Annotated in this window: 19 protein-coding genes and 1 pseudogene; 10 read left to right on the forward strand and 10 right to left on the reverse strand. The window is 66.5% G+C overall.

The features are described 5' to 3' along the window. Positions 1 to 85: 85 nt before the first annotated feature. Complete coding sequence (gene dusA / locus WC597_RS13660) at positions 86 to 1102, reverse strand: tRNA dihydrouridine(20/20a) synthase DusA (protein WP_372694057.1); 1017 nt, start codon at positions 1100 to 1102, stop codon at positions 86 to 88. Positions 1103 to 1841: 739 nt separating this feature from the next. Between dusA and WC597_RS13665 the strand changes: the two genes are divergently transcribed. After that, complete coding sequence (locus WC597_RS13665) at positions 1842 to 2090, forward strand: hypothetical protein (RefSeq protein ID WP_372694059.1); 249 nt, start codon at positions 1842 to 1844, stop codon at positions 2088 to 2090. Positions 2091 to 2283: 193 nt separating this feature from the next. On the opposite strand, the gene WC597_RS13670 is transcribed toward WC597_RS13665, so the two are convergent. The 3 genes and pseudogenes from WC597_RS13670 to WC597_RS13680 all read right to left on the reverse strand — a co-directional run. Beyond that, a complete protein-coding gene (locus WC597_RS13670) occupies positions 2284 to 2703 on the reverse strand; it encodes a hypothetical protein (protein WP_372694110.1) in 420 nt (139 codons plus the stop codon). Beyond that, positions 2700 to 3005: an iron chelate uptake ABC transporter family permease subunit gene (locus WC597_RS13675; RefSeq protein ID WP_372694061.1), complete on the reverse strand. Its 306-nt coding sequence runs from the start codon at positions 3003 to 3005 to the stop codon at positions 2700 to 2702. Before WC597_RS13675 ends, WC597_RS13670 begins: the two co-directional genes overlap by 4 nt. A 25-nt stretch (positions 3006 to 3030) precedes the next feature. Next, positions 3031 to 3222 (reverse strand): annotated as a pseudogene (locus tag WC597_RS13680) (hypothetical protein); the annotation flags it as partial. Positions 3223 to 3491: 269 nt separating this feature from the next. Here WC597_RS13680 and WC597_RS13685 point away from each other — a divergent pair. The 7 genes from WC597_RS13685 (at position 3492) to WC597_RS13715 (ending at position 11235) form a co-directional block, all read left to right on the forward strand. Next, positions 3492 to 4469 (forward strand): LacI family DNA-binding transcriptional regulator, encoded by a 978-nt coding sequence (locus WC597_RS13685; RefSeq protein ID WP_372694063.1) that lies wholly within the window; start codon positions 3492 to 3494, stop codon positions 4467 to 4469. Positions 4470 to 4532: 63 nt separating this feature from the next. Next, positions 4533 to 5675, forward strand: coding sequence for a fumarylacetoacetate hydrolase family protein (locus WC597_RS13690; RefSeq protein ID WP_372694065.1), 1143 nt, complete (start codon positions 4533 to 4535; stop codon positions 5673 to 5675). Beyond that, positions 5672 to 6430: an SDR family NAD(P)-dependent oxidoreductase gene (locus WC597_RS13695; RefSeq protein ID WP_372694067.1), complete on the forward strand. Its 759-nt coding sequence runs from the start codon at positions 5672 to 5674 to the stop codon at positions 6428 to 6430. The genes WC597_RS13690 and WC597_RS13695 overlap by 4 nt, the downstream gene beginning before the upstream one ends. Before the next feature lie 125 nt (positions 6431 to 6555). After that, positions 6556 to 7989: a sugar porter family MFS transporter gene (locus WC597_RS13700; RefSeq protein ID WP_372694069.1), complete on the forward strand. Its 1434-nt coding sequence runs from the start codon at positions 6556 to 6558 to the stop codon at positions 7987 to 7989. 82 nt (positions 7990 to 8071) lie between these two features. Continuing rightward, positions 8072 to 9514, forward strand: a complete 1443-nt coding sequence (locus tag WC597_RS13705) for an aldehyde dehydrogenase family protein (protein ID WP_372694071.1) — start codon at positions 8072 to 8074, stop codon at positions 9512 to 9514. 3 nt (positions 9515 to 9517) lie between these two features. Continuing rightward, positions 9518 to 10372 carry an SMP-30/gluconolactonase/LRE family protein gene (locus WC597_RS13710; protein WP_372694073.1) on the forward strand — a complete coding sequence of 285 codons (855 nt, stop codon included), beginning with the start codon at positions 9518 to 9520 and terminating at the stop codon, positions 10370 to 10372. Then, positions 10369 to 11235: an aldose 1-epimerase gene (locus WC597_RS13715; RefSeq protein WP_372694075.1), complete on the forward strand. Its 867-nt coding sequence runs from the start codon at positions 10369 to 10371 to the stop codon at positions 11233 to 11235. The genes WC597_RS13710 and WC597_RS13715 overlap by 4 nt, the downstream gene beginning before the upstream one ends. A 4-nt stretch (positions 11236 to 11239) precedes the next feature. On the opposite strand, the gene pelA is transcribed toward WC597_RS13715, so the two are convergent. Together pelA and WC597_RS13725 are read right to left on the reverse strand one after the other, a co-directional pair. Continuing rightward, a complete protein-coding gene (gene pelA, locus WC597_RS13720) occupies positions 11240 to 12310 on the reverse strand; it encodes a pectate lyase (protein ID WP_372694077.1) in 1071 nt (356 codons plus the stop codon). A gap of 100 nt (positions 12311 to 12410) precedes the next feature. Continuing rightward, a complete protein-coding gene (locus tag WC597_RS13725) occupies positions 12411 to 15818 on the reverse strand; it encodes a TonB-dependent receptor (RefSeq protein WP_372694079.1) in 3408 nt (1135 codons plus the stop codon). Between the two features lie 191 nt (positions 15819 to 16009). Here WC597_RS13725 and WC597_RS13730 point away from each other — a divergent pair, with 191 nt between their 5' ends. Both WC597_RS13730 and WC597_RS13735 read left to right on the forward strand, forming a co-directional pair. Then, positions 16010 to 17254: a family 43 glycosylhydrolase gene (locus tag WC597_RS13730; RefSeq protein ID WP_372694081.1), complete on the forward strand. Its 1245-nt coding sequence runs from the start codon at positions 16010 to 16012 to the stop codon at positions 17252 to 17254. Continuing rightward, positions 17254 to 18558, forward strand: coding sequence for a polysaccharide lyase family 1 protein (locus WC597_RS13735; RefSeq protein ID WP_372694083.1), 1305 nt, complete (start codon positions 17254 to 17256; stop codon positions 18556 to 18558). Before WC597_RS13730 ends, WC597_RS13735 begins: the two co-directional genes overlap by 1 nt. Here the strand turns inward: WC597_RS13735 and rhaM are convergent. From rhaM to WC597_RS13755, 4 genes are all read right to left on the reverse strand, one after another. Further along, entirely contained in the window at positions 18555 to 18881 is a 327-nt protein-coding gene (rhaM, locus tag WC597_RS13740; RefSeq protein ID WP_372694085.1) for an L-rhamnose mutarotase, read from the reverse strand. The two genes, WC597_RS13735 and rhaM, sit on opposite strands and share 4 nt — an antisense overlap. Then, positions 18878 to 20458 (reverse strand): MFS transporter, encoded by a 1581-nt coding sequence (locus WC597_RS13745; protein WP_372694087.1) that lies wholly within the window; start codon positions 20456 to 20458, stop codon positions 18878 to 18880. Before WC597_RS13745 ends, rhaM begins: the two co-directional genes overlap by 4 nt. Positions 20459 to 20524: 66 nt before the next feature. Then, a complete protein-coding gene (locus WC597_RS13750; protein WP_372694089.1) occupies positions 20525 to 21631 on the reverse strand; it encodes a glycoside hydrolase family 105 protein in 1107 nt (368 codons plus the stop codon). 60 nt (positions 21632 to 21691) lie between these two features. Continuing rightward, positions 21692 to 23320, reverse strand: coding sequence for a family 43 glycosylhydrolase (locus WC597_RS13755; protein WP_372694091.1), 1629 nt, complete (start codon positions 23318 to 23320; stop codon positions 21692 to 21694). Between the last annotated feature and the right edge of the window lie 37 nt (positions 23321 to 23357).

The following is a 23357-nucleotide window of genomic DNA, read 5'->3' on the forward strand; positions in this document are numbered from 1 at the left end:
CCATCCCCAGCTTGCGCGCTTGTGCGGCAAGCTAGTGGCTGCGTCAGACGAAAGACTTGATGTTCGCGCTGGCCTTTAGACTGATTTACGCCGCCTCGTCGCGACGCGCCTCGGCCTCGCGCACCGCCTCGACGGCGCGGTCAAGCACCTCCAGCCCGGCGCCGGGCTGGATCGCCTCGACCGTCAGAGTGCGGCGGAACGCCCGTGCGCCGGGGCGGCCGTGCATCAGGCCCAGCATGTGCCGCGCCATGGCGGGCAGGGCGACGCCCTCGGCCAGCCGCGCGGCCATATAGGGGCGATAGCGGTCCAGAGCGGCGAAGGCGTCGGTGTCGGCGACCGGCTCGCCATACAGACGACGGTCCGCCTGACCCAGGATGGCCGGTTCATGATAGGCGGCGCGGCCCAGCATGACCCCATCCAGCTTGACCCCGTCGGTGTCGTCCAGATGGGCCTCGGCCTCGTCCATCGAGGCGATGCCGCCGTTGATCGAGATGTTCAGATGGGGCCGCTCGCGCTTGAGCCTGCGCACCAGGGTGTAATCCAGCGGCGGCACGTCGCGGTTCTCCTTGGGCGACAGACCCTTCAGCCAGGCCTTGCGCGCATGGACGACGAAGACCTCGATCCCGACGGCGGCGCAGGCGTCCACCGTGGCGAACAGGCTGATCGCCGGATCCTGATCGTCCACGCCAATGCGGCATTTGACGGTGGCGGGCACGGTCACGGCCTCGGCGATCGCCGCCATACAGTCCGCCACCAGCTCCGGCTCGCGCATCAGACAGGCCCCGAACCTGCCCGACTGGACCCGGTCCGACGGACAGCCGACGTTCAGATTGATCTCGTCATAGCCGAACGCCTGACCGATCCTGGCGGCCTCTGCCAACTGCGACGGATCCGACCCGCCCAGCTGCAGCGCCACCGGATGCTCCAGCGCATCGAACCCCAACAGCCGCTCGCGATCCCCATGCAACACCGCCGGCGCCGTCACCATCTCGGTATAGAGCAGGGCCCGCGTCGTCAGCGCACGGTGAAACGCCCGGCAATGCCGGTCGGTCCAGTCCATCATGGGGGCCACGGACAGCCTACGCGCTTGATTTAACGACATTTTTCCTGTAAGTTCAGAGGGTTGTCGGACGGTGTTCGCCGACGCTTTTACGCGCTTTTTTGACGGTTTTCGCCCTTTTACGACAGCTCACTGCACCCTTTTTGCACCCAAAACATGGCTTCGATCCGCAAGCAAAGGTCTGGTCGGTGGCGCGCCCAAGTACGGCGTAAGGGACACGTTGCGAGCGAGACCTTCCTACGGTTCGACGATGCCAAGGCATGGGCGGTAGAGGCAGAACGTCAAATCGACCAACGCAAGCAGCGACTTTCGCCGGACTGAAGGCAAAGGCCGATAAGCCGCGATTTCTAGCCGCTTATTAGGCAGCCGGACGATTGTTGCGAGGGTCGGACTGGCGCGCGTTCAGCGTGGCAAGAAGAACGCTGAACAGACGCTTGCGCGCCTTCTTGCATCCGAGAAGCATCATACGGTTCTGAGGCCGTAGCCAGTTCGTACATCGCCTGACCAGCAGCGCCGCTTCCGTCATGGGTCGCTCATTCGGCAGCGCGCCGCCTTGTCGGTACGCAACTATTTGCTCCGGCAATTAGGTCGCCCAACGCGATAGGGCTACGTGGCAAGCTGGAAGGCGATCCTCCCAATAAGACCGGTTCGTTCTGCGCTGCGATTATACACTCTGAACTGCGCGCCCTGGGCTTCGGCCAGGGTGTGAACGATCGCCAGGCCGAGGCCGGAGCCGGATGCTCTGGGTGGGGTCATCAACATCATCACCAAGAAGGTGCCTTTGCGCTGGGGCGGATCGGTCGGCGCCGACTATGTGTCCCAGGAGAACGGCGACAGCGCCGACTGGTATCAGGGGCAGTTCTATCTGGCCGGACCGGTCGTGGCCGAGAAACCGGGGCTGCAGTTCTGGGGGCGCACCAATGCCGTCTATGTGACAAACAAGGCGCGGGGCCTGCCGCGCAGCGCCCCGGCCGTGACGCAAGTCCCCGTCGATCCAGCAGGCGACACCGTCACCCTGATCCGGCCCTGATCTAATTGTCGCTTCACTAATCTGACGTGGTTCGCGCCGACGCCTCGAAAATGCGTCGGCGTCCTGCGTTTCAGAGGACGTCGTGGATCATCACCTGAATTTGGCCGCGCGCAGGGTTCGACGCGCGCGCGGACCTGCCACATCTCGGCCAGGACGGCGGGGGTGACCGCTTCGGTCGGCGTACCCTCGATCTTCACCTAACTGTCGGCCAGGACCACGATCCGGTCCGAGGCGCGGGCGGCGGCCTGCAGGGCTTGCAGGACCATGACCACCACGGCCTGGCGTTCACGAGCATAGGCGCGCGCCAGGCTGAACACCTCCAACTGGTGTCGAAGGTCCAGCGCGCTGGTCGGCTCATCCAGCAACGCACGCGGGGTTCGCGCACCATGGCCTGGGCCAGACCTGCGATCTGGCGCTGGCCGCCCGAAAGACGGTCCAGACGCATCAGGGCCAGATTGATCGCCCCGACCCGCTCAAGTGCGGCGAGGGTGCGCACCTCCGCATGGGCCGATCCGGCGGCGGAAGGCGAGGCCTCCAGGGGTTGCAGCGCCAGGTCGGACAGGATGGTCCGGTCGCCGTAGCGGGCGGTCAGATGGTGGACGGTCAGGCTCATCGCCGCGCTCCGCTGCGGAAGATCAGGAACAGGAAGGCGGGCACGCCGATGACGGCGGTCACCACCCCGACCGGCAGCAGGGCGCCGGGGACGAGGATTTTGGACGCGGCCGAGGCCAGGGACATCAGCAGGGCGCTGCTCAACACGCTGGCGGGAAGATAGAGCCGGTGATCCTCGCCGACGAGCAGCCGCGCGATGTGCGGCCCGACCAGCCGACGAAGCCGATGACCCCGACGAAAGCCACGGCGGCGGCGGACAGCAGCCTGCGCGCAACAGAGAGAAGAAGCGCAACCGCCCCACATCGACCCCGGCGCTCAGCGCCCGGTCCTCGCCCAGCCGAAGGGCCGTCAAGGCGCGAGCGGCCATCCACGAGAAGGGCATGGTCACGGCCACGATGGCCGCCAGCACCGCGACGGAACCTATGGAGACTTGGGTGAGAAAAGGCGGAAGCAGCGCAATCCACAGGCTTGCGAATGGCTCCGACCATGGGTCGGCGACATTCGCCCTGATACTCCACATTCTCCGCCATGCGAGCCACACGGCTGAGATCCGACGGACCTGTTTCGCGATACGCTGTCTGAAAGCGATTGCGATTGGGGCGGACTGCCGATGTGATCGCCGACGATGTCCATGGCCGTGACCAGTTCGTGCTCGAAGGTCAGCAGAAAGTTTCAACTATAGATCGCGGCGGCCAACCACACCGTTCTGCGCAGAGGTGGACGCGCCCGGTCTGGCGTGCTGCTGTTGCGCTTGTGACTTTCCAGACGAATCCGCATCGCAACCACACCATGGGCGACATCGCGCGCCTGGCCGGCGTTTCGCCGATGACGGTGTCGCGCGTGGTCAATGGGGATGCGCGGGTGCGCGAGGCGACGCGCGAGAAGGTCCAGGCGATCATTCGCGAGACCGGCTACGTGCCCGACCCCGCCGCGCGAATTCTGGCGCGGGCCGGCGGCGGGCGGATCGGCCTGCTGTATGCCAACCCGTCCAGCGCCTATCTGGCCGAACTGCTGTCCGGCGCCCTGGACGGAGCGCGATCCGTGGGACTGCTGTTGCTGATCGAGCCGTCGCGGCCGGGCGCGCCGGACGAAGAACGCGAGGCGGTTCAGCGGCTGGCGGCCGGCGGGGCGCAGGGGGTGATCGTGCCGCCGCCTCTGGGCGAATCGGCCGCGACCCTGGACGCCATCGCCAGGAGCGGCATGAAGGCCGTGGTCCTGGCCGCACCTGTGGATCGCGACGGCCTGATCTCCCTGCGGGTGGACGATGAAGGTGCGGCACACGAGATGACGCACCATCTGCTGGACCTGGGCCATCGCCTGATCGGCTTCGTCGAGGGGCATCAGGATCAGAGCGCCAGCGCGGATCGCCGCACGGGCGCCCAGGCCGCCGTCGATGCGGTCGAGGGCGCGGCGCTGCTGGTCGAGGCGGGCGACTTCACCTACCGATCCGGCTTCGAGGCCGGGCGGCGGCTGCTGGCCCGACCCCAGCGTCCGACCGCCGTCTTCGCCAGCAACGACGACATGGCCGCCGGCGTGCTGGCGGCCGTGCATGCCGCCGGCCTGTCCACGCCGGGCGACATTTCCGTCGCCGGTTTCGACGACACCTATCTGGCCGCCAGCGTCTGGCCGACCCTGACCACCATCCGCCAGCCGGTCGCCGAAATGGCCCGCGCCGCCGCCGTCATTCTGGGACGGGGCGGGGAGGCGGACGGTCCGGTCCCCCACCAATTCATCGCCCGCGAAAGCACCGCCGCACCGCGCGATTGACATCCGCGTCCCGCTAAAAGATGTTAGCGCTACCACGTCGAAGAACGTGGAGAGGAGACGACTGTGGATCTAGTTTCATGCCTGCCGGCGGACTGGCGCGACGCGCGCCTGCTTGGACGTGTGATGACCACGGCCGGACCGTCGCCGGTGCTGGCGCGCGGCGGACGGCTTTATGATCTTTCCAGCCATGTCGCGACGACGGCTCAGGCGGTCGCGCTGGACGATATGGATACGGCGGGCGTGGACATGGGGCCGCTGGATGAGGTGACGGTCGCTTCGGCCTGGTCGGCGCAGGGCATGCAGTTGCTGTCGCCGCTGGACCTGCAATGCATCAAGGCCTCGGGCGTGACCTTTGCGGTCTCGGCCCTGGAGCGGGTGATCGAGGAGCGCGCACGCGGCGACGCCGACGCGGCCAACGCCGTTCGCCAATCCATCCTCGACCGGATCGGCGGCGACCTGAAGGACCTGCGTCCCGGCTCGGATCAGGCGGAGGCCGTCAAGGCCCAGCTGATCGCCGAGGGTCTGTGGTCCCAGTATCTCGAAGTCGCCATCGGCCCCTATGCCGAGATCTTCACCAAGGCGCCGGTACTGGCTTCGGTCGGCTGGGGCGCCGAGGTCGGGGTGCGGGCGGACTCGGCCTGGAACAACCCCGAGCCTGAGGTGGTCGTCGTCTGCGATCCGTCCGGCCGCCCGGTCGGCGCCAGCCTGGGCAACGACGTCAACTTGCGCGACATCGAGGGCCGATCGGCCCTGCTGCTGGGCAAGGCCAAGGACAACAACGCCTCGGCCTCGGTCGGCCCCTTCATCCGCCTGTTCGACGACGGCTTCGGCATGGATGACGTGCGCGCCGCGACCGTCCGGCTGGAGGTCGAGGGGACGGACGGCTTCGTCATGACGGGTGAAAGCTCGATGAGCCTGATCAGCCGCGATCCGGAGGAGCTGGTGCGCCAGACCCTGAGCGCCCATCAGTATCCCGACGGTTTCGCCCTCTATCTCGGCACCATGTTCGCGCCGATCGACGACCGCGATGCGCCGGGCAAGGGCTTCACCCACAAGATCGGCGACCGGGTCCGCGTTTCGTCCGAAAAGCTGGGTGTGCTGGAAAACATCGTCGCGACCTGCGACCAGGCCCCGCCGTGGCGGTTCGGGGTGCTGGAGCTGATGCGCAATCTGGCCGGTCGCGGCCTGCTGGGAGCCACCGCATGAGCGGCGCAATCTATCCGTCGCTGAAAGGCCGTCTGGTCGTCGTCACCGGCGGCGGTTCGGGCATCGGCGCGGGCTTCACCGAGGCTTTTGCGCGCCAGGGCGCCCGCGTCGTCTTTTTCGACATCGCCGAGGCGGATTCCAGGGCGCTGGAGGCGTCGCTGTCCGAGCTGTCGCCGGCCCCGACCTTTCGCCCCTGCGACCTGACCGACATCGCCGCCCTGCAAGGGCGTCTGGGAGAGGTCGTCGCCGAACACGGTCCCATCGATGTCCTGATCAACAACGCCGCCAACGACGACCGTCATACGCTGGCCGAGGTCACGCCCGAATACTGGGACAACCGGATCAACGTGAACCTGCGCCACCTCTATTTCGCGGCCCAGTCGGTCGCGGCGGGCATGCGTGAGCAGGGCCGGGGGGTCATCATCAATCTCGGCTCGATCAGCTGGCACCTCGGTCTGCCCGACCTGTCGCTGTACGAGACCGCCAAGGCGGGTATCGAGGGCATGACGCGGGCCCTGGCGCGCGAGCTGGGCGGCGACGGCGTGCGCGTCGTCTGCATCGTGCCCGGCAACGTCCAGACCCCGCGTCAGATGAAATGGTACACGCCCGAGGGCGAGGCCGAGATCGTGGCGGCTCAATGTCTGCCCGGCCGGCTACAGCCCGACGACGTCGCGGCGCTGGGCCTGTTCCTCGCGTCCGACGACGCGCGGCTGATCACGGGCCATGAGTATTTCGTGGACGCCGGCTGGCGCTAGAGCCTGATCCGCTTGAGTTGAAGCGCTTCGCGCTTCGACGTAGCGGTGAATCAGGCTCCAGCATCAAGGTAGGGTTTTCTGGATTTCACGCCCGCGTCAGACGGGCCTTGGGAGGTTACATCGAGATGGCAGGACCGACGGGGGGCTCAGGCCCCGACATCGCGGGCGACGACCGCGTCAACATGGCGTTCATCGCCCTGATCGTGGCGGTCGCCACCATCGGCGGCTTCATGTTCGGCTATGATTCCGGCGTCATCAACGGCACCCAGGACGGGCTGGAGGCGGCCTTCAACCTGTCGGCGCTGGGCACCGGCTTCAACGTCGGCGCCATCCTGCTGGGCTGCGCCGTCGGCGCCTTCATCGCGGGTCGTCTGGCGGACGCCATCGGCCGCCGCACGGTGATGCAGATCGCCGCCGTCCTGTTCATCATCTCCGCCTTCTGGGCAGGGGCTGCCGATACCTCGGCCCACTTCATCATCGCCCGCTTCATCGGCGGTCTGGGCGTCGGCGCGGCCTCGGTCCTGTCGCCGGCCTATATCTCCGAGGTGACCCCGGCCTCGATCCGCGGCCGACTGTCGTCGGTGCAGCAGATCATGATCATCACCGGCCTGACCGGCGCCTTCGTGGCCAACTACGTGCTGGCGCGCACCGCGGGCGGATCGACCGCCGACTTCTGGCTGGGCTTCCCCGCATGGCGCTGGATGTTCTGGCTGCAGGTCATCCCCGCCGCCATCTATCTGCTGGCGCTGCTGGTCATCCCGGAAAGCCCGCGCTTCCTGGTCGCCAAGAAGAAGGACGCCCAGGCGCAGGCCGTGCTGTCCAAACTGTTCGGACCCGCCGCCGGCGCGCGCAAGGTCGGCGAAATCCGCGCCTCGCTGAGCGCCGATCACAAGCCGAAATTCTCGGACCTGCTCGACCCCGCGACTAAGAAGGTGCGCCCCATCGTCTGGGCCGGTCTGATCCTGGCCGTGTTCCAGCAACTGGTCGGCATCAACATCGTCTTCTACTACGGCGCGGTGCTGTGGCAGTCGGTCGGCTTCTCCGAGAACGACGCGCTTCAAATCAACATCCTGTCCGGCGTCCTGTCGATCGCGGCCTGTCTGGCGGCCATCTCGGTTATCGACAAGATCGGTCGCAAGCCCCTGCTGCTGATCGGTTCGGCGGGCATGTTCGTGACCTTGGGCACGGTCGCCTGGTGCTTCTCGCGCGCCGCCCTGATCGACGGGTCGCTGCATCTGGACGACAACACCGGCCTGATCGCCCTGATCGCCGCCAACGCCTATGTGGTCTTCTTCAACTTCAGCTGGGGCCCGGTCATGTGGGTCATGCTGGGCGAGATGTTCCCCAACCAGATGCGGGGTTCGGCCCTGGCCGTCGCCGGCTTCGCCCAGTGGATCGCGAACTTCGCCATCTCGGTCAGCTTCCCGTGGATGGCGGCGACGCTGGGCCTGGTGATCACCTACGGCTTCTATGCGATTAGCGCATTGATATCGTTTTTCCTTGTGCAAGCCTGGGTCAAGGAGACACGTGGGCGCGAACTGGAAGACATGACCGGCTGATCCCGGTCTGACGCCTGAAACCCTCTCCCCGAAACGGGCGGCGCTCCCCCGCCGCCCGTCAGCCTTATGAAAAGGACTTCCCATGACCGACACGCTTGAACTTTCGCACTGGATTGGCGGCGAGAAGGTCGCGGGTGCGTTTGCGGGCGAGAGCCTGAACCCGTCGGACACGCGCGACGTCGTGGCCCGCACGCCCAAAGGCGGGGCCGCCGAGGTGGATCAGGCCGTTCAGGCGGCCCGCGCCGCCTTCCCCGGCTGGTCCGACGCCTCGCCGGAAGTCCGCTTCGACGTGCTGGACAAGGCCGGCAGCCTGATCATGGAGCGTGCCGCCGTCATCGGCCGCCTGCTGGCGCGCGAGGAGGGCAAGACCCTGCCCGAGGGCATCGGCGAGACCATGCGCGCCGCCCGCATCCTGAAATATTTCGCCGGCGAGGCCCTGCGCGTCCACGGCCAGAACCTGGCCTCGACCCGTCCGGGCGTCGAGATCCAGACCTATCGCCAGGCGGTGGGCGTCTTCGGCCTGATCACCCCGTGGAACTTCCCCATCGCCATTCCGGCGTGGAAGATCGCCCCGGCCATCGCCTTCGGCAACACGGTCGTCATCAAGCCCGCCGGCCCGACCCCGGCCACGGCCGAGGCCCTGATCGCCGTCCTGCATGAGGCCGGCCTGCCCAAGGGCGTGGTCAATATGGTCATCGGCGACGGCGACGTGGGCCGCGCCATCGTCGCCCACCCCGGCATCGACGGCATCAGCTTCACCGGCTCGCAAGCCGTTGGCGCAGGCGTCGCCGAGGGCGCGGTCAAGCGCCAGGCGCGGGTCCAGCTGGAGATGGGCGGCAAGAACCCGCTGATCGTTCTGGACGACGCCGACCTGGACCGGGCGGTCAACATCGCCCTGGACGGCAGCTTCTTCGCCACCGGCCAGCGCTGCACCGCCTCCAGCCGTCTGATCGTTCAGGACGGCATCCACGACCGCTTCGTCGCTGCTCTGGCCGAAAAGGTCGCCGCCCTGCGCGTCGGCAATGCGCTGGATTCCAACACCCAGATGGGCCCGGCGGTGACCGAGGCCCAGCGCGAGGTTTCCTACAAATACATCGACATCGCCCGCGAAGCCGGCGGCCGGATCGTCACCGGCGGCGAGCGCCTGACCTTCGACGCCCCCGGCTGGTACGTCCAGCCGACCCTGATCGCCGACACCGCCGCCGACGCCCGCATCAACAACGAAGAGGTCTTCGGCCCCGTCGCCTCGACCATCCGCGTCGCCAGCTATGAAGAGGCGTTGGCCGTCGCCAACGGCGTCGAGTTCGGCCTGTCGGCCGGCATCGTCACCCATTCGCTGAAACACGCCCGCGACTTCCAGAGGAACGCCAGGGCCGGCATGACGATGGTCAACCTGGCCACCGCCGGCGTCGATTACCACGTCCCCTTCGGCGGCTCGAAGAAGTCCTCCTACGGCTCGCGCGAACAGGGTTTTGCGGCGGTGGAGTTCTATACCCAGATCAAGACCAGCTATTCGGCGGGGTAAGCCATGAGCGAAGTCGAACTGGTCTGGGACATCCAGGCGGAGCTGGGCGAAGGCCCCGTCTGGGACGCCGCGCGTGGCGCGGTGTGGTTCGTCGACATCAAGGGTCGAAAGCTGCATCGCTACACCCCCGCGACCGACGATAAACGGTCGTGGGACACGCCGGACCAGACCGGCTTCGCTCTGCCCGCCGAGGATGGTTCGCTGATCTGCGGCGTGCGGGGCGGCCTGTATCGCTTCGACCCGGAGGAGGGCGATTTCTCCCGCTTTCAGCCGGTCGAGGAAGACCGGCCGCAGAACCGGTTGAACGACGGCTTCGTCGCGCCTGACGGCTCGCTGTGGTTCGGTTCGATGGACGACAGCGAGGAAGTCGAGACCGGCGCCCTCTATCGCTGGTTCCGGGGCGAGCTGACGCGGCACGACGACGGCTATGGCGTCACCAACGGCCCCTGCCTCAGCCCCGACGGCCGCACCCTCTATCATCACGACACGCTGAAGAAGACCGTCCTGGCCTTCGACCACGACGATGGCGTGATCTCCAACCGCCGCGTCTTCGCCGTGACCGAGGACGGCTATGCCGACGGCCCCAGCATGGATGCGGCGGGCGTGCTGCACGTCGGCCTGTTCAACGGCTGGGGCGTGGCCCGTTACGCCCCGGACGGCACGCGGATCGGCAAGATCGACATGCCGGTCCAGACCGTGACCAAGGCGGCCTTCGGCGGTCCCGACCTGCGCGACCTCTATATGACCACGGCCTGGCTGGCCAACGCCGACAAGCGGGCGGACCAGCCAACATTGGGCGGCCTTTATCGCGTGCGCGTCGAGACGCCGGGCCTGCCGCAGAACCGGATCCGCCTGTGATCTCGCTGACGGCCGGCGACTGGCGCGCGACCCTGGCGCCGGAGCTGGGCGGGGCTGTGCTCGGCCTGGATTGGCAGGGTCAGCCGGTGTTTCGTCCCACGCCGGACGGCGCCACCGACATTCTGGAGACGGCCTGTTTCCCGTTGGTCCCCTACGCCAACCGCATAGCCGACGGCCGCTTCGTCTTCGAGGGGCGTTCGGTCCAGTTGCCGACGCTGGAACGGTTCGCCCCCCACGCCCTGCACGGCGACGGCTGGCTGCTGCCCTGGACCGTCGAGAACCAGACGGCGAACCGGGTCGAGATGACGCTGGACTGGCCCGGCGACGAAACCGGCTGGCCCTGGCCGTGGCGCGCGCGGCAGATCGTCGAACTGACGGACCGGGGGCTTCAGATCACCCTGTCCCTGACCAACACCGGCGATGCGGTCATGCCCGCCGGCCTGGGCCTGCATCCCTATTTCCACCGATACGCCGACAGCCGACTGACCCTGTCGGCCGAGGGCGTCTGGATCACCGACGCCCGCGAAATCCCCGAACGGCTGGCGGCGCCCGCCGAGATCACCGACTGGTCGAACGGTCTGGCCCTGGCCGACGCCCCCTTCGTCGATCACGCATACGCCGGCTGGACGGGCGAAGCCGTGCTGGACGGCGGCGGTCGCCGGGTGACTCTGAGCGCCGATGCGCCCGCGCGCTGGACCCAGGTCTATGCGCCGGTGGGCGCCGACTTCTTCTGCGTCGAACCCGTCACCCACCGCCCGGACGCCCACAATGCGCCGCAGGGCGAGGACCACGGCCTGATCCGCCTGGCGCCGGGCGAGACCCGATCGCTCGCCATGACGATCGGCGCCGCGACGGCTCTCTGATCGCTCAGCCTGCCGCGACCGTCCGCTTCCAGGCCGGATAATCCTTATCCAGCAGTTGCTCGGCCCATTCCCCGACGTAGCGATAGCCGTTGCGGCGCTCGTATTCGATCTCCATCAGGTCGTGACGGACGATGGAATCGCGGCCGATGTAGATGGGCCGACCCGTTTCCAGATCGTAGAATCGCGCCCAGATGCGCGCGCCGGGCTTGGGCGCCAGGACGCGGTCGCGGCGACCCTCGGCATCCGTGACGAAGACCTCGGTCGTGTCGCGCAGCGCCGCGCTCTCCAGCCAGGCGACCGCGCCGTCCACGGCGGCGATCACCTCGGGGCTGGGGTCCGGCAGGCTCATCAGGAAACGGACGATGCCGACGCTTTCCTGGCCGGACAGGGACGCCGGCTCGAATCGACGCGCCGGGGCCGGGGCCAGGGTCTGTGCGTCATGCTGGGCGCACCAGCCGGTCAGGACGCCGTTCTTGCGGACCTGGGTGCGCAGGAGGGTGTCCACGCCCCGCGCCACGGCCTGACGCGCGCGTTCACGTCGTCCGTCATCGACGAAGCCATAGGGCGCGGTTCCGTCACCCACGTCCCGCAACAGCTCCAGCACATGGACCATGGCGTCGTCGTTGAAGGTGATCTGGTCGTGATAGCCGCCGCGCAGCGGGAAAAACTGCGGCCAGCCGCCATTCGGCTGCTGGGCCGCGAGCAGATAGTCCAGGCCCCGGTCGAAGGCGGCGCGGCTGCTCGTGTCGCCCGTCATGATCGTCCTGGCCAGGAAGGCCAGCGGCAGGGTCGTGCCGCCGTTGTCGATCGTATTGGCCAGGCCAGGGTCGGCGTCGGCGCGCGGCGCCGCGAACAGGTCGGTGTTCTTGGGCCAGCCGCCCTCGGACGACTGGTGCAAGATGACCGTCGCGGCCAGACGCCGAGCCTCGTCGGTAGCGTACCAGTCGGCGGGATGACGCACGACGGCTGTGTTCCAGACTGCGGCTGCGGCGGTTTGAGGGGCCGCCCAGCTCGGGCCGGCGCCCAACACCGTCGTGGAAAGGGCGAGGCCCAGGATCAGAGCGACCTTTTTCATCGAGAGCCTTTCCGGTTCGGGCAAAAAAGAAGGGGCGCCGATGTTTCGCGGCGCCCCGAGGGACAGCATCCTGGGAGAGATTAGCTGTCGAACGTCATGGTCAGAACACGAAGCGTGCGCCGACGAAATACTGACGGCCTGTGGCGCCGTAGTTGGCGATGACCGGGTCCGCCTGATAGGCCCAGCGGGTGTCCGTCTGGTTTGTCAGGTTCAGCGCCTCGGCGGTGAAGGTAACGTGATCCGTCAGCTTGTAGGTGAAGGAAGCGTCCACGTTCAGCGTCTCTTGCGAGCCGATGAAGTCGTTGATCAGCGGCGAGTCGCATTGGCCCGGGTCACAGCCGCCCGAGGCCAGCGGATAAGTGGTCTGATACCCGGCGCGATAGGCGCTGGAGACGCGGGCGCTCCACTTCTCGACCTCATAGAAGATCGTGGCGTTGAACGACTTCGGCGAGGCGCCCAGGAAGGGGGCGGTGCCGGTCAGGTTGCGCGCCGGATCCAGGATGTATTCCAGCTCTGAATCGATCTGGGTGTAGTTCGCCTGGATGCCGAAGCCGTCGAACGGTGCGGGCAGGAAGGTGAAGTTCTGCTGATAGGCGATCTCGAACCCGTTCAGCGTTCCCCCCGGCGCGTCGTTGTATTGACGGACCTGGAAAGGCTGATCCTGATCGATGTAGGCGCGGCGGCTGTCGGAGGCGACGTCCACCAGGCCGTCGAAAGCGGCGCGCAGATTGGCGACCTGCTCGGTATTGAAGATCTCGCTAAGCTTGCCCTCACGCAGAACCACCTGAGGGAAGCTGTCGATCTGCTTGTGGAACAGGGCGACCGAGAAGATGGCGTCACGCGCGAAATACCATTCGACATTGAAGTCCAGGTTCGAGGCGCGGAACGGCTTCAGCTTGGTGTTTCCCAGGGTGATCTGGGCGTTGTTGCCGTCGAACTGGGCTGGATCGACGCCGATGCCCACGGGCACGGTGAAGGCGGTCACGCCGGGTTGCAACGCCATCATTTGCGGACGAGCCATGACCTTGGCCGCTGCGAAGCGTAGGACAAGCTTGTCGTTCAGCTCCCACACAAGGTTCATCGACGGCAGGGTGTCGTTGTAGTTGTTATCGTTCTGGACCGGACGCCCGCTGGGCGAGCGACCTCGCGCGTCGATGCTGGTCTCCGAACGACGCAGGCCGGCGTTGCCGCGAATCTCGCCCAGGAACATGGGCACGCGGAAGTCCAGCTGGCCATAATAGGACAGGCTTTCCTCATCCACCGAGAAGGTGTTGACTCCGCCGTTGCGCAGGTCCGACAGGCGCCAGTCCCCCCAGGCGTTGATGCAGTTGCAGTCGAAGCCGAAGCGGTTCTTGAACGCGTCCAGATTGGGCACGAAGAAGGATGTCGGCGTGCCGTCGGGCACGTTCAGGCCGTCACCCCAACTGACCAGTTGACCCATCTGGCCCACGGTCGTGGCGGTGGTCAGGCCGGTGTTGACGCCCTCAAGCAGCGAGGGGTTCATGGTATCGCCGATCAGACGCTCGAAACGGGTATAGTAGAAGTCGAACTTGCGCTTGCCGATGCCGAACTTCAGCGTGAAGTCGTCGTTCAGATCCCACTCGAAGTCGGCCTTGGCGGTCTGATAGCCGTTCTCGGTGATGGTCTTGTAGTTACGCAGGGCCGAGTAGCCCTTCACGAAGTCCCAACTGTTGGGGTTCGCGACATCGAAGCCGAAGTTCATGCTGGGCATATCGCCGCCGTTGCGGTCGTCATAGACGAAGTAGTCGTTGCCCGCGACGCCCTGGCCCGAGTCCAGGCGGATGAAGTCGACCAGCAAGCCAGTGTTTTCGTTTGTAGATTCCGAGTCTCCGACCAGCAACGACATGCGAAAGCGGTCGCTGAATTCGTGCTCGATGTTGATCGAATTCTGACGGAATTTGGTAGTGTAGCCGCCCTGGTCGACCGCCGAACGGAAATCGACGTTGCCCAGCACCAGATAGTTGGCGTTCGCGCCCGTCTCGCTCAGCCCGGCGTCGAGCAGGCGAACCGACGGCCGGCCGATGAAGGCGCCACGCATGGCCAGATTCTGCGGGTGGGCGACGTAACCCACGGATCCAGGCTGATTATAGTAGTCGTAGACGTCCAGATTGTTCGGGTTGAAGCTGCCCGTTCCCGCCGCCAGGTTCTGGTTGGTCGCGCCTGGCGCGGTCCTGAAGATCGGATTGCTGCCATAAAGCGACTGGCCGCAGTCGATCGCGTCGCGGAATTCCGTGGCGGCCTGAGTGGCGCAGTTGGCGTAGGCGGCGCGACGGTTGGCGTAGGAGTTGTTGATCGCGCTGGTCGTGGGGAAGGTCTGGTAGCTGAAGGCCGTGGTGGTGCGGTTGCCGTTGGTATTGTTGCGGTTCAGGCCCACCGGACCGATCTGATAGTTGGTGGAGACCTGGGTCATCTCCGAATAGAGATTGTCGAAGTTGATCGTGGTCCGGTCCGTCGGACGCCATTGTCCCGACAGGGTGACGCCCAGACGTTCCTGCTCGACTTCGCGGCGATTCAGCGTAGCCAGGGCCGGAATTCGCACCAGTGAGCCGCGCGTGGATCCGCCGTTGATCAGGTTGTAGGCGGTCGGGTTCGATCCGATCAGATAGCGCAGCGCCTCCGGGTTCGTGACGCGCGGCAGGGCGGTCGCGGGGTTGGTCCCGATCGGCAAGGCGAAGCCCTGATGGTCGCCCGCCGTGCCTGTGCCGACGTTGTTGAAGGTCGCACCGCGATAGGTGTAGTCCGACGATCCGACGCCGCGCGAATAGCTGTCGATCGACTGTTTACGCTCGTTGTAGGCGACCGAACCCAACAGGCCGAACTCGCCGATCTTGCTGTCCCAGCGGTCGGAGGCCAGCAGGGCGACACGCGGATTGTGGGTGCCGCCGTTCTCGTAATAGGCGTCCTGCAGGGTCAGGGCCAGGCGGCGTTCCTTGAAGTCGAACGGACGGCCCGAGATCAGGTCGACGGTGGCGCCCAGCGACCCTTCGTCGGTCTTGGCGTCGGCTGACTTCTGAACCTTCAGCGAGTTGAACAGCTCGGAGGCGAAGGTGTTGAACTGGAAGCCCCGGTCGCGACGCAGGGCGCCGTCGGCGTTGCTGGACCCCGAGGTGGACAGGGTCTCCAGGCCGTTCAGGCGAACGCGGGTGAAGTCGCCGCCCAGGCCGCGCACCGAAATCGAGTTGCCCTCGCCGTTCTCGCGGTCGATCGACACGCCGGGGATACGCTGCAGCGATTCCGCCAGGTTGGCGTCGGGGAAGTCGGCGATGTCTTCGGCGTTGATGACGTCGACGATGGTGTTGGAGCGGCGCTTTTCGCTCAGCGCGCTGGCCAGCGAGGCGCGGATGCCGGTGACGACGATCTCGCCGACCTCTGTGGCCTCGGGGTCGGCCTCCTGCGCCTGGACGGGGGCGGCGAACAGCATGGCCCCCATCAAAAGGGCGGCCGGCGACGAAGCCGCGCGCAAATATCCCGTGTGTTGGTTCCGCATTCTTCCCTCCGTTGCAGTCGCGCTCCTAGCCTCTTGGCGGGCTGGATGCCGACTTCCCCTAATCCCGGTGCGCCGGGTCACAATCAAAAAGTAGTATGATACGATTTGGACATCAAGCAGAAATGTCACCGGTGTCATGACGCGCGCAGACGCGGCTTGCAACCTAAAATAACGACGTTTGGAGGAACGCGATGATCTTGGGCAGACGAGGGTTTCTGGCCGGTGCGGCCGGGGTGGCGAGCATCGGCGCGGCGCGCGGCGCCTGGGCCGATCAACCGCTGGACGATTCAGGGCGCATCATCCCGACGCCCGAGCACAATCCCTATCCCTATTCCGGCGTCAGCGGGCCGGGCCTGCCGGTTCAGCCGGAAGACGCACGCGGCGGCTGGATGTCGGGCCTGCCGGGCGTGCGCTACAGCGGCCGACGACCGATGCCCTATCCGGTCCTGCCCTGGGGCGAGGCGGCGACGGGGGCCGCGGTGGACAAGGGACTGCTGCCGCCGATCCATCCGTTGATCCAGGTGCAACTGCGCGACACCCAGATCTGCATCGGCGGCGACGGGGCCTATTACATGACCGGCTCTACCGGCGGAAACATCTGGGCCTTCAACGACGGGGTCGAGCTGTGGCGGTCAGAGAACCTGACCGACTGGACCTATCTGGGCCTGGTCTGGAGCCTGGATCGCGAGGGCGGCTGGGCCAAGGCCTGGCGGTCGCGGCGCGGCGTGCCCTTCCGCGCCATTTGGGCGCCGGAAATCCACTATGTCGCGGGAAACTACTTCATCTGCTTCAGCGTCAGTCGCGCGGGGCTGGGCGTCCTGCGCAGCACCAGCGGGAAGCCGGAGGGACCGTATGAATACGCCTTCTCGCCCGACGCCCACCTGCGTCGCGGTATCGACGCCACCCTGTTCCAGGACGACGACGGCGCCGTCTATCTGACCTATGGCTCGGGCGACGAGATGGTGCGGCTGAAGGACGATCTGTCCGGCTATGCAGGCGAGTGGCGCAAGACCGAGTTCGTCGAGACCGAGTGCCTGGTCGCGCGCGACCGCGACCGCTGCCTGCGCGGCGAGAACATCCTGGGCTACGAAGGCGCGACCCTCTTCAAGAAGGACGGCCTCTATTATCTTGGGGCGGTGGGCAATGTTGAGGGGCGCTATTCCTTCGTCTTCGCCGTGTCGGAAAACATCCACGGCCCCTATCGGATGCGGCACGAGGCGGCGCCCTGCGCCGGCGGCGGCAACGTCTTCAAGGACAGGGAAGGGCGCTGGTGGTCCACCTTCTTCGGCAATGACGAACAGAGCCATTTTCGCGAGAAACCCGGCCTGATCCGGGTCGAGTTCGACGACGCCGGGCGGATCGTCACCGCCAAGGACCAGCCCTTTGCCCGCCCCCTGCCGCCCCTGCCGACGCCCAGGCCGGAGATGATGTCGTGATGGATCGCCGAACCCTGCTGCTGACCGGCGCCGCCCTGGTCGCTCTGCCGACCTCCAGTCTCGCCAGGGAAGCACAGCCGGCCTTTCCTGGCGCCATGGGCTGGGCAGCCGCAACACTCGGCGGGCGTGGCGGTCGCATCGTCCGCGTCACGACCCTGGCCGGCGACGGGCCGGGATCCCTGCGCGAGGCGCTTGGAGCCGAGGGGCCGCGCATCGTCGTGTTCGAGGTCGGCGGCGTGATCGATCTGAACGGTCATGACATCCGGGTGCAGACCCCCTTCCTGACGATCGCCGGCCAGACGGCGCCCGAACCGGGGATCACCCTGATCCGGGGCGGAATCGGCATCCGCACCCATGACGTGATCGTGCGCCATATCCGCGTGCGGCCCGGCGCGAACGGCGCGGCGCCCCGCAGCGGCTGGGAGGTGGACGGCCTGACCACCTCGGGCGGCTGGAACGTGATCGTGGATCAGTGCTCGTTTTCGTGGGCTACGGACGAGAATCTGTCGGCCTCGGGCCCGCGCTTCAATGGCGGCGACACGGTCGAACAGTGGCGTCAGAACACGTCGCGCCGCATCACCTTCAGCCGCAACATCGTCGCCGAAGGCCTGTCCCACTCCAGCCACGCCAAGGGCGAGCATTCCAAGGGCACGCTGATCCACGACAATGCGACGGAGGTGCTGATCGTCGGCAATCTGTACGCCCACGACTACGAGCGGAACCAGCTGTTCAAGGGCGGCGCCCATGCGGTGACGGCCAACAACCTGATCTACGACCCCGGCAATCGCTGCATGCACTATGCGCTGAACGCTTCGGAATGGGTCGGCCATCCGTGGGAGGCAGGCCGGCTGTCTATCGTCGGCAACGTGGCGCGCGGCGGCCCCTCGACCCGCGCCGACCTGCCGTTCCTGATCGTGGAGGGGCAGGGCGATCTGGACCTCTACGCCATCGACAATCCCGCCCGCCACGCTGACGGCCGGCCGATGCAGGAGATCGGGATCATCTCCGACCGCGACCCGAAGATCACCCGGCTGGAACGGTCGCCGCACTGGCCCGAGGGCTTTCGCGCCCGACCGTCGGGCGAGGTCGAGGCCTGGGTCTTCGCCGAGGCCGGGGCGCGGCCCTGGGCGCGCGACGCCATCGACCGGCGCATCCTGCAGCAGGTCCGCGACGGAACCGGCCGGATCATCGACGACGAAAAGGAAGTCGGCGGCTACCCGACCCTGACGCCGACGCAGCGCGCCTTCGTCGAGGCGGACTGGGACCTGGCGACGATGACGCGGCGGGACGGCAGGCCCAGCTAGGCCAAGGTGAACATGGGCTGGAGATCGACCTGGACCGGCGACTGGTCCGGGTTGGTTTGCATGATGTCGCCCATCATCGCCCACCAGCGCTGCATGATCTCGGTGTCGGGCAGGGCGGCCAGCCCATGGTCGCGGCGCCGCGTCATGACCGCGAACAGGGCCAGGCTCTCGGGGTCCAGGAAGATGCGGTAGTCCAGCACCCCGCGCGTCTTCAACTCGTTCGCCAGTTCGGGCCAGATGGCGTCGTGGCGGCGGCGGTATTCGTCGGCCTGACCGGGATGCAGCCGCATCCGAAAGGCCACGGTTTCGATGGCGTCGCTCATGGCTGTTTCCGTTCGGCGGTCAGTCGGTTTCGGCCCCATAGATTGTCATAGGGCCAGCCGGTCAGGTCCTGCACCACGGCGCCGGCCTCGGGGCTGGAGGGTGTGGTTTCGCCGGCGCGCAGCCGCTCGATCTCGGTCATCAGCACGGCGTGGTTCGCACCGTTCAGGCGGAACCGCCACGAGGCGATCAGTCCGATCAGCATCACCAGGATCGGCCCTGCGACCACGACGCCGACGATCACGTTCACCGTCCCCTGGCTCTGGACCGGCGCGTCGGCGACATAGCCGCCCGCGCCGATGATCCAGCCCGTGGCGATGATGGCCAGCGACTGGGCCACCTTGCGCACCAGGGTCATCACACCGGCGAAGACGCCTTCGCGCCGCTGTCCCGTCACCGCCTCGTCCACGTCGGGCAGGTAGTTGTAGACCGACCAGGGCACGAAGTTCAGCGTGCCGCGTCCCAACCCGGCCAGCACGATGGGAACCAGCAGCCACAGGGCCGTGGCGGGACTGAAGAGCGCCGATCCGGGGTTCAGCACGGCGAACAGATCGCGCCCCGACAGCTCGGGCCGGATCAGATAAAGGGCCAAAAACAGCAACAACGCCGCGCCGAAGAAGCTGATGGCGACCCGGTAAGCCACGGCCGGGCCGATACGGATGACCAGTTGGATGGCGATCATCACCGAGACCAGCTGGGCCACATACATCACGGTCATCATCTGCGAGATCATGACGGTCGCCCCCATCATCACCGTGGCGACGAAGATGGGGAAGGCGGTGTTGAACACGTCCTGCGAGATATAGCCGCCCAGATAGATCGACAGATGCTGGCGAAACGCGCGGATCCGCAGTGTCGAGAACAGGTCGCGGAACATCCTCACCGGCAGCAGCAGGGCGGCGCGCGCATCGAACGGCGGGGCGACGATGGCCTTCTCCTCGTCGGTATAGGGCCGTTCCCAGCTGAAACAGACGACCAGGATCACCACCAGGCTGAACAACAGGCCGAAGATGACGCCCATGATCAGGAAGGTCTGGGCCGAATCCCGGCCGCCGAACGCATCGATGATCAGGATCGGCAGATAGGAGGCCAGGATGGCCGAGGCCTGGCCCGTCAGGATGCGTGCGCCCGCGAACCGCGCCTTTTCCCGATAGTCCCTGGTCATCTCGGCGGCCAAGGTTTCCCAGGGGATCAGGAACATCGTGTAGAGCAGCTCGAACACGATGAAGACGGCGAGGTAGTAGAAGAAGGTCTGGCCCGTCACGAAGATCAGGGCGAAACACGGCAGCAGGGGAATGACGATCAGCAGGAAGATCTTGCGTCGTCCGATGCGCCGCCCGATCCAGGTATGGCGCAGATTGTCCGAGACATAGCCGATCAGCGGACAGGTGATCGCCTCCAGCAGGCGCGGCAGGCCCAGGATCAGCCCCGCCTCCACCGGCGTCAGGTCGCAGAAGGTGGTGAAGAAGTAAAACAGCCAGCCGGTGACGACGGCCTGTGCGCCGGCGCCCAGCATGTCGCCCGAGCCCCAGCCCCAATAGTTCCACCAGCGCGGCGTGCGCGCCTGCGATCGCACCATCGATTTTCCACCCGCGCCTGTTCTTGATCGGTGGATCGAGGCGGCGCCGGCCTCGCCCGCCTGAGATCAGATGAAGCCGCGTCGGAACTCCGCCAGCGCCAGGATGGCCAGCGACTGGCCATAGGGCATGGAGGTCAGCGGAATGTCGCGATAGCCCTGCAGGTCGTCGAAGACCGGGGTGCCGAACGACACCTGCTGCAGTTCGCCGTCGTCGGAGATATTGGCCAGCACCCCCTGGATCGCCTTCAGTGCCATCGGCGCATGTTCGGCGCCGATATAGCGTTTGCGCACCGCCTTCAGGACGCCGTAGGCGAAGCCGGCGGTCGCCGACGCCTCCAGATAGCTGGTCTGATCCGGGATCAGGGTGCGCCACAGGCCGCTGTCGTCCTGATGCGCCGCCAGGGCCTTCACCTGGGCCTCCAGCGTCTCGATCAGGAAGCGACGCACGCTGTCCTCGGGCGGCAGGTCCAGCAGTTCGATGAACTCCGGGATGGCGATGGTGACCCAGCAGTTCCCGCGTGCCCACAGGGCGTCGGCGAAGTTGTGCCGGCCCAGGAAGGTCCAGCCGTGGAACCACAGGCCGGTCTTGCGGTCGAACAGGTATTTGATGTGGACCAGGAACTGCTTCTTGGCTTCCTCGACGTAGTGCGGCCGGCCCAGCACCAGGCCGATCTTGGCCAGGGGCAGGACGCTCATCATCAGGGTGTCGTCCCACAGTTCCTGCGGGTTCTCGTCGTTGAAGACGATGTGCTGAAACCCGTCCTCCTCGGTGCGGGGCAGACCGTCCATCAGCCATTCGGCCCAGGCGTCCAGATAGGGCAAGTATGTCTGGTCGCCGGTCTGTTCGTACAGATGCGCCAGGGTCAGGAAGGGCGAGACTGTGTTGATGTTCTTGGTCGGCGTCCCGGCCGCGAACCGGTCTCGGAACCAGTCCAGCATGATGTCCAGCACCGCCTGGTCGCCGGTCTGCTGATACAGGCCATACAGCCCGTACAGGCCGATGCCATGGGTCCATTCCCAGTCGTTCCAGCCCTTGGTGTCGATCACCCGACCGTCGTCGAGCCTCAGCAGGAACTCGCCGCTCTCGTCCGTGATGTTCACCAGATTGTCGATCAGGCGACGCAGGGTGTCGTCGATCTGGGCGCGCGTCAGGCCGTGCAGGGTATTGGGCATTCTAAACTCGGGAAACAGGGCAGGGGGCCGGGCGCGTCGGAACGCGCCCGGCGTCTTTGATCAGAGGGCCTTGAACTTGAAGTTCTTGAACCGGACCTCGCCTTCGCCGGCGGCGTAGATGCCGGGGCGCAGCATCATGAAGCCGCCCCGGACGTTCTGGTTATAGCCCGAGACCTCCATGCCCCGGTCGAACCGCTGCCAGGTAACGCCGTCGCCCGATGTGTCGAAATAGACATTCTGGTAGGCGTTGGTCAGGCGGATGAACATGCGTCGTCCATGCGGATTGGCCGGACGCCCGCGCTCGATCCCGTACTGGTGGGTGACGTAGCGGGTCGCGTCGAAACCGAGGCCCGCATACAGGGCGCGGTCGTAGAACAGGATCAGGCCCGCCACCGCGCCCGGATCGATCTCGACCTCGCATTCGATCTGATAGGCCTGTTCACCCTGGACGAAGGTCAGGGGCGAGCAATCGATCGGCGCCTTGCCCTTGGCCTTCATGTGCAGGACGCCGTTCTCGCGACGCAGGCGATCCTTCTCGTTCGGCTGCGGGTCGTAGAAGCTCCACTGGATGCCGAACTTGTCGGTCGAGAAGTCGTCCGACAGGGCCATGCCGTGCGGCACGGCCTCGCCGCCCTGGGGCTTGGCGATGGGCTGGGACAGGTCGCCGCCCTTGGCGCGGAACCAGCCGTCGTCGGTCCATTCGATGGGGTCCAGCAGGGTCTGGCGGCCCAGGCTCCAATAGGCGTTCTCATAGCCGTGATAGACCATCCACCAGTCGCCGTCGGTCGGCCCCTCGACCAGGGTGGCGTGGCCGCGCGACCACCATTTCTCGGCGCCCGAGGCGGTGCGGACGATGGGGTTGTGGGGACAGTCTTCCCACGGGCCGTTGATCGACTTCGACCGGGCGGCGATGACCATATGACCGGTGGGCGGGCCGGCCGTGCCGCCGATGGCGGTGATCATGTAGAAATACTCGCCGTGCTTCAGCAGCTTCGGCCCTTCCTGGGCGAAGCCCTCGACGATCCAGTCGTCGGGATAGCGCCAGGCCTTGTAGACGCCTTCCTCCAGCGGGCCGTCGGTGGCCAGGCCGTCGTCGGTCAGCTTCACCCGGTCGCCGCCGTTCAGGAACAGATAGCGTTTGCCGTCCTCGCCGACGATATGGCCGGGGTCGATGTTGGCCGGAATCTTCAGATCGATGGGCTCGCTCCACGGCCCTTCGATCTTGTCCGCCCAGATGACGTAGTTGGAGCGGTATTCCGGGAAGCGGGCCGGGATGTAGCAGTAGAACCTGCCCTCGTGCTTGATCAGCTCCGGCGCCCAGACCGAGCCGATGTTGGTGGTCAGGGCCGCGATCACCGGCTGCCAGTTCACCAGGTCGCGCGAGTGCCAGATGTGGATGCCCGGCACCGACTCGAACGACGAGAAGGTCATGTAGTAGTCGTCGCCGTCTTTCAGGATCGACGGATCGGGGTGGTCGCCCGACATGATGGGGTTGAGGAAGGTTCCGTTCCCCAGATCGGCCATCCGCTGGCCCTCGATGCCGCGACGCCATTTCATGGACGCCCATTCGCGACCCAGGGGAGCGGCCTCTTCGTTGGTCTGGGCGAAGGCGGCGCGGACGGGCAGGGCCGCAGCGGCGACGCCTCCCAAGAGGCCGGTCAGGGCGGCGCGTCGGTCGATGAATCTCATGAGCGTTTCCTTTGTCGTCTTCTTTTTATCGCGGGCC

It is taken from the genome of Brevundimonas sp., from assembly GCF_041648115.1.
Classification (GTDB): Bacteria; Pseudomonadota; Alphaproteobacteria; order Caulobacterales; family Caulobacteraceae; genus Brevundimonas.

What these genes read in the sequence shown, in the direction of transcription:
- dusA (WP_372694057.1), bottom strand. Translation starts at nt 1,102, where the DNA reads ATGTCGTTAAATCAAGCGCGTAGGCTGTCCGTGGCCCCCATGATGGAC.
- WC597_RS13670 (WP_372694110.1), bottom strand. Translation starts at nt 2,703, where the DNA reads ATGAGCCTGACCGTCCACCATCTGACCGCCCGCTACGGCGACCGGACC.
- WC597_RS13675 (WP_372694061.1), bottom strand. Translation starts at nt 3,005, where the DNA reads ATGTGGGGCGGTTGCGCTTCTTCTCTCTGTTGCGCGCAGGCTGCTGTC.
- WC597_RS13685 (WP_372694063.1), top strand. Translation starts at nt 3,492, where the DNA reads ATGGGCGACATCGCGCGCCTGGCCGGCGTTTCGCCGATGACGGTGTCG.
- WC597_RS13695 (WP_372694067.1), top strand. Translation starts at nt 5,672, where the DNA reads ATGAGCGGCGCAATCTATCCGTCGCTGAAAGGCCGTCTGGTCGTCGTC.
- WC597_RS13700 (WP_372694069.1), top strand. Translation starts at nt 6,556, where the DNA reads ATGGCAGGACCGACGGGGGGCTCAGGCCCCGACATCGCGGGCGACGAC.
- WC597_RS13705 (WP_372694071.1), top strand. Translation starts at nt 8,072, where the DNA reads ATGACCGACACGCTTGAACTTTCGCACTGGATTGGCGGCGAGAAGGTC.
- WC597_RS13710 (WP_372694073.1), top strand. Translation starts at nt 9,518, where the DNA reads ATGAGCGAAGTCGAACTGGTCTGGGACATCCAGGCGGAGCTGGGCGAA.
- pelA (WP_372694077.1), bottom strand. Translation starts at nt 12,310, where the DNA reads ATGAAAAAGGTCGCTCTGATCCTGGGCCTCGCCCTTTCCACGACGGTG.
- WC597_RS13725 (WP_372694079.1), bottom strand. Translation starts at nt 15,818, where the DNA reads ATGCGGAACCAACACACGGGATATTTGCGCGCGGCTTCGTCGCCGGCC.
- WC597_RS13730 (WP_372694081.1), top strand. Translation starts at nt 16,010, where the DNA reads ATGATCTTGGGCAGACGAGGGTTTCTGGCCGGTGCGGCCGGGGTGGCG.
- WC597_RS13735 (WP_372694083.1), top strand. Translation starts at nt 17,254, where the DNA reads ATGGATCGCCGAACCCTGCTGCTGACCGGCGCCGCCCTGGTCGCTCTG.
- rhaM (WP_372694085.1), bottom strand. Translation starts at nt 18,881, where the DNA reads ATGAGCGACGCCATCGAAACCGTGGCCTTTCGGATGCGGCTGCATCCC.
- WC597_RS13745 (WP_372694087.1), bottom strand. Translation starts at nt 20,458, where the DNA reads ATGGTGCGATCGCAGGCGCGCACGCCGCGCTGGTGGAACTATTGGGGC.
- WC597_RS13750 (WP_372694089.1), bottom strand. Translation starts at nt 21,631, where the DNA reads ATGCCCAATACCCTGCACGGCCTGACGCGCGCCCAGATCGACGACACC.
- WC597_RS13755 (WP_372694091.1), bottom strand. Translation starts at nt 23,320, where the DNA reads ATGAGATTCATCGACCGACGCGCCGCCCTGACCGGCCTCTTGGGAGGC.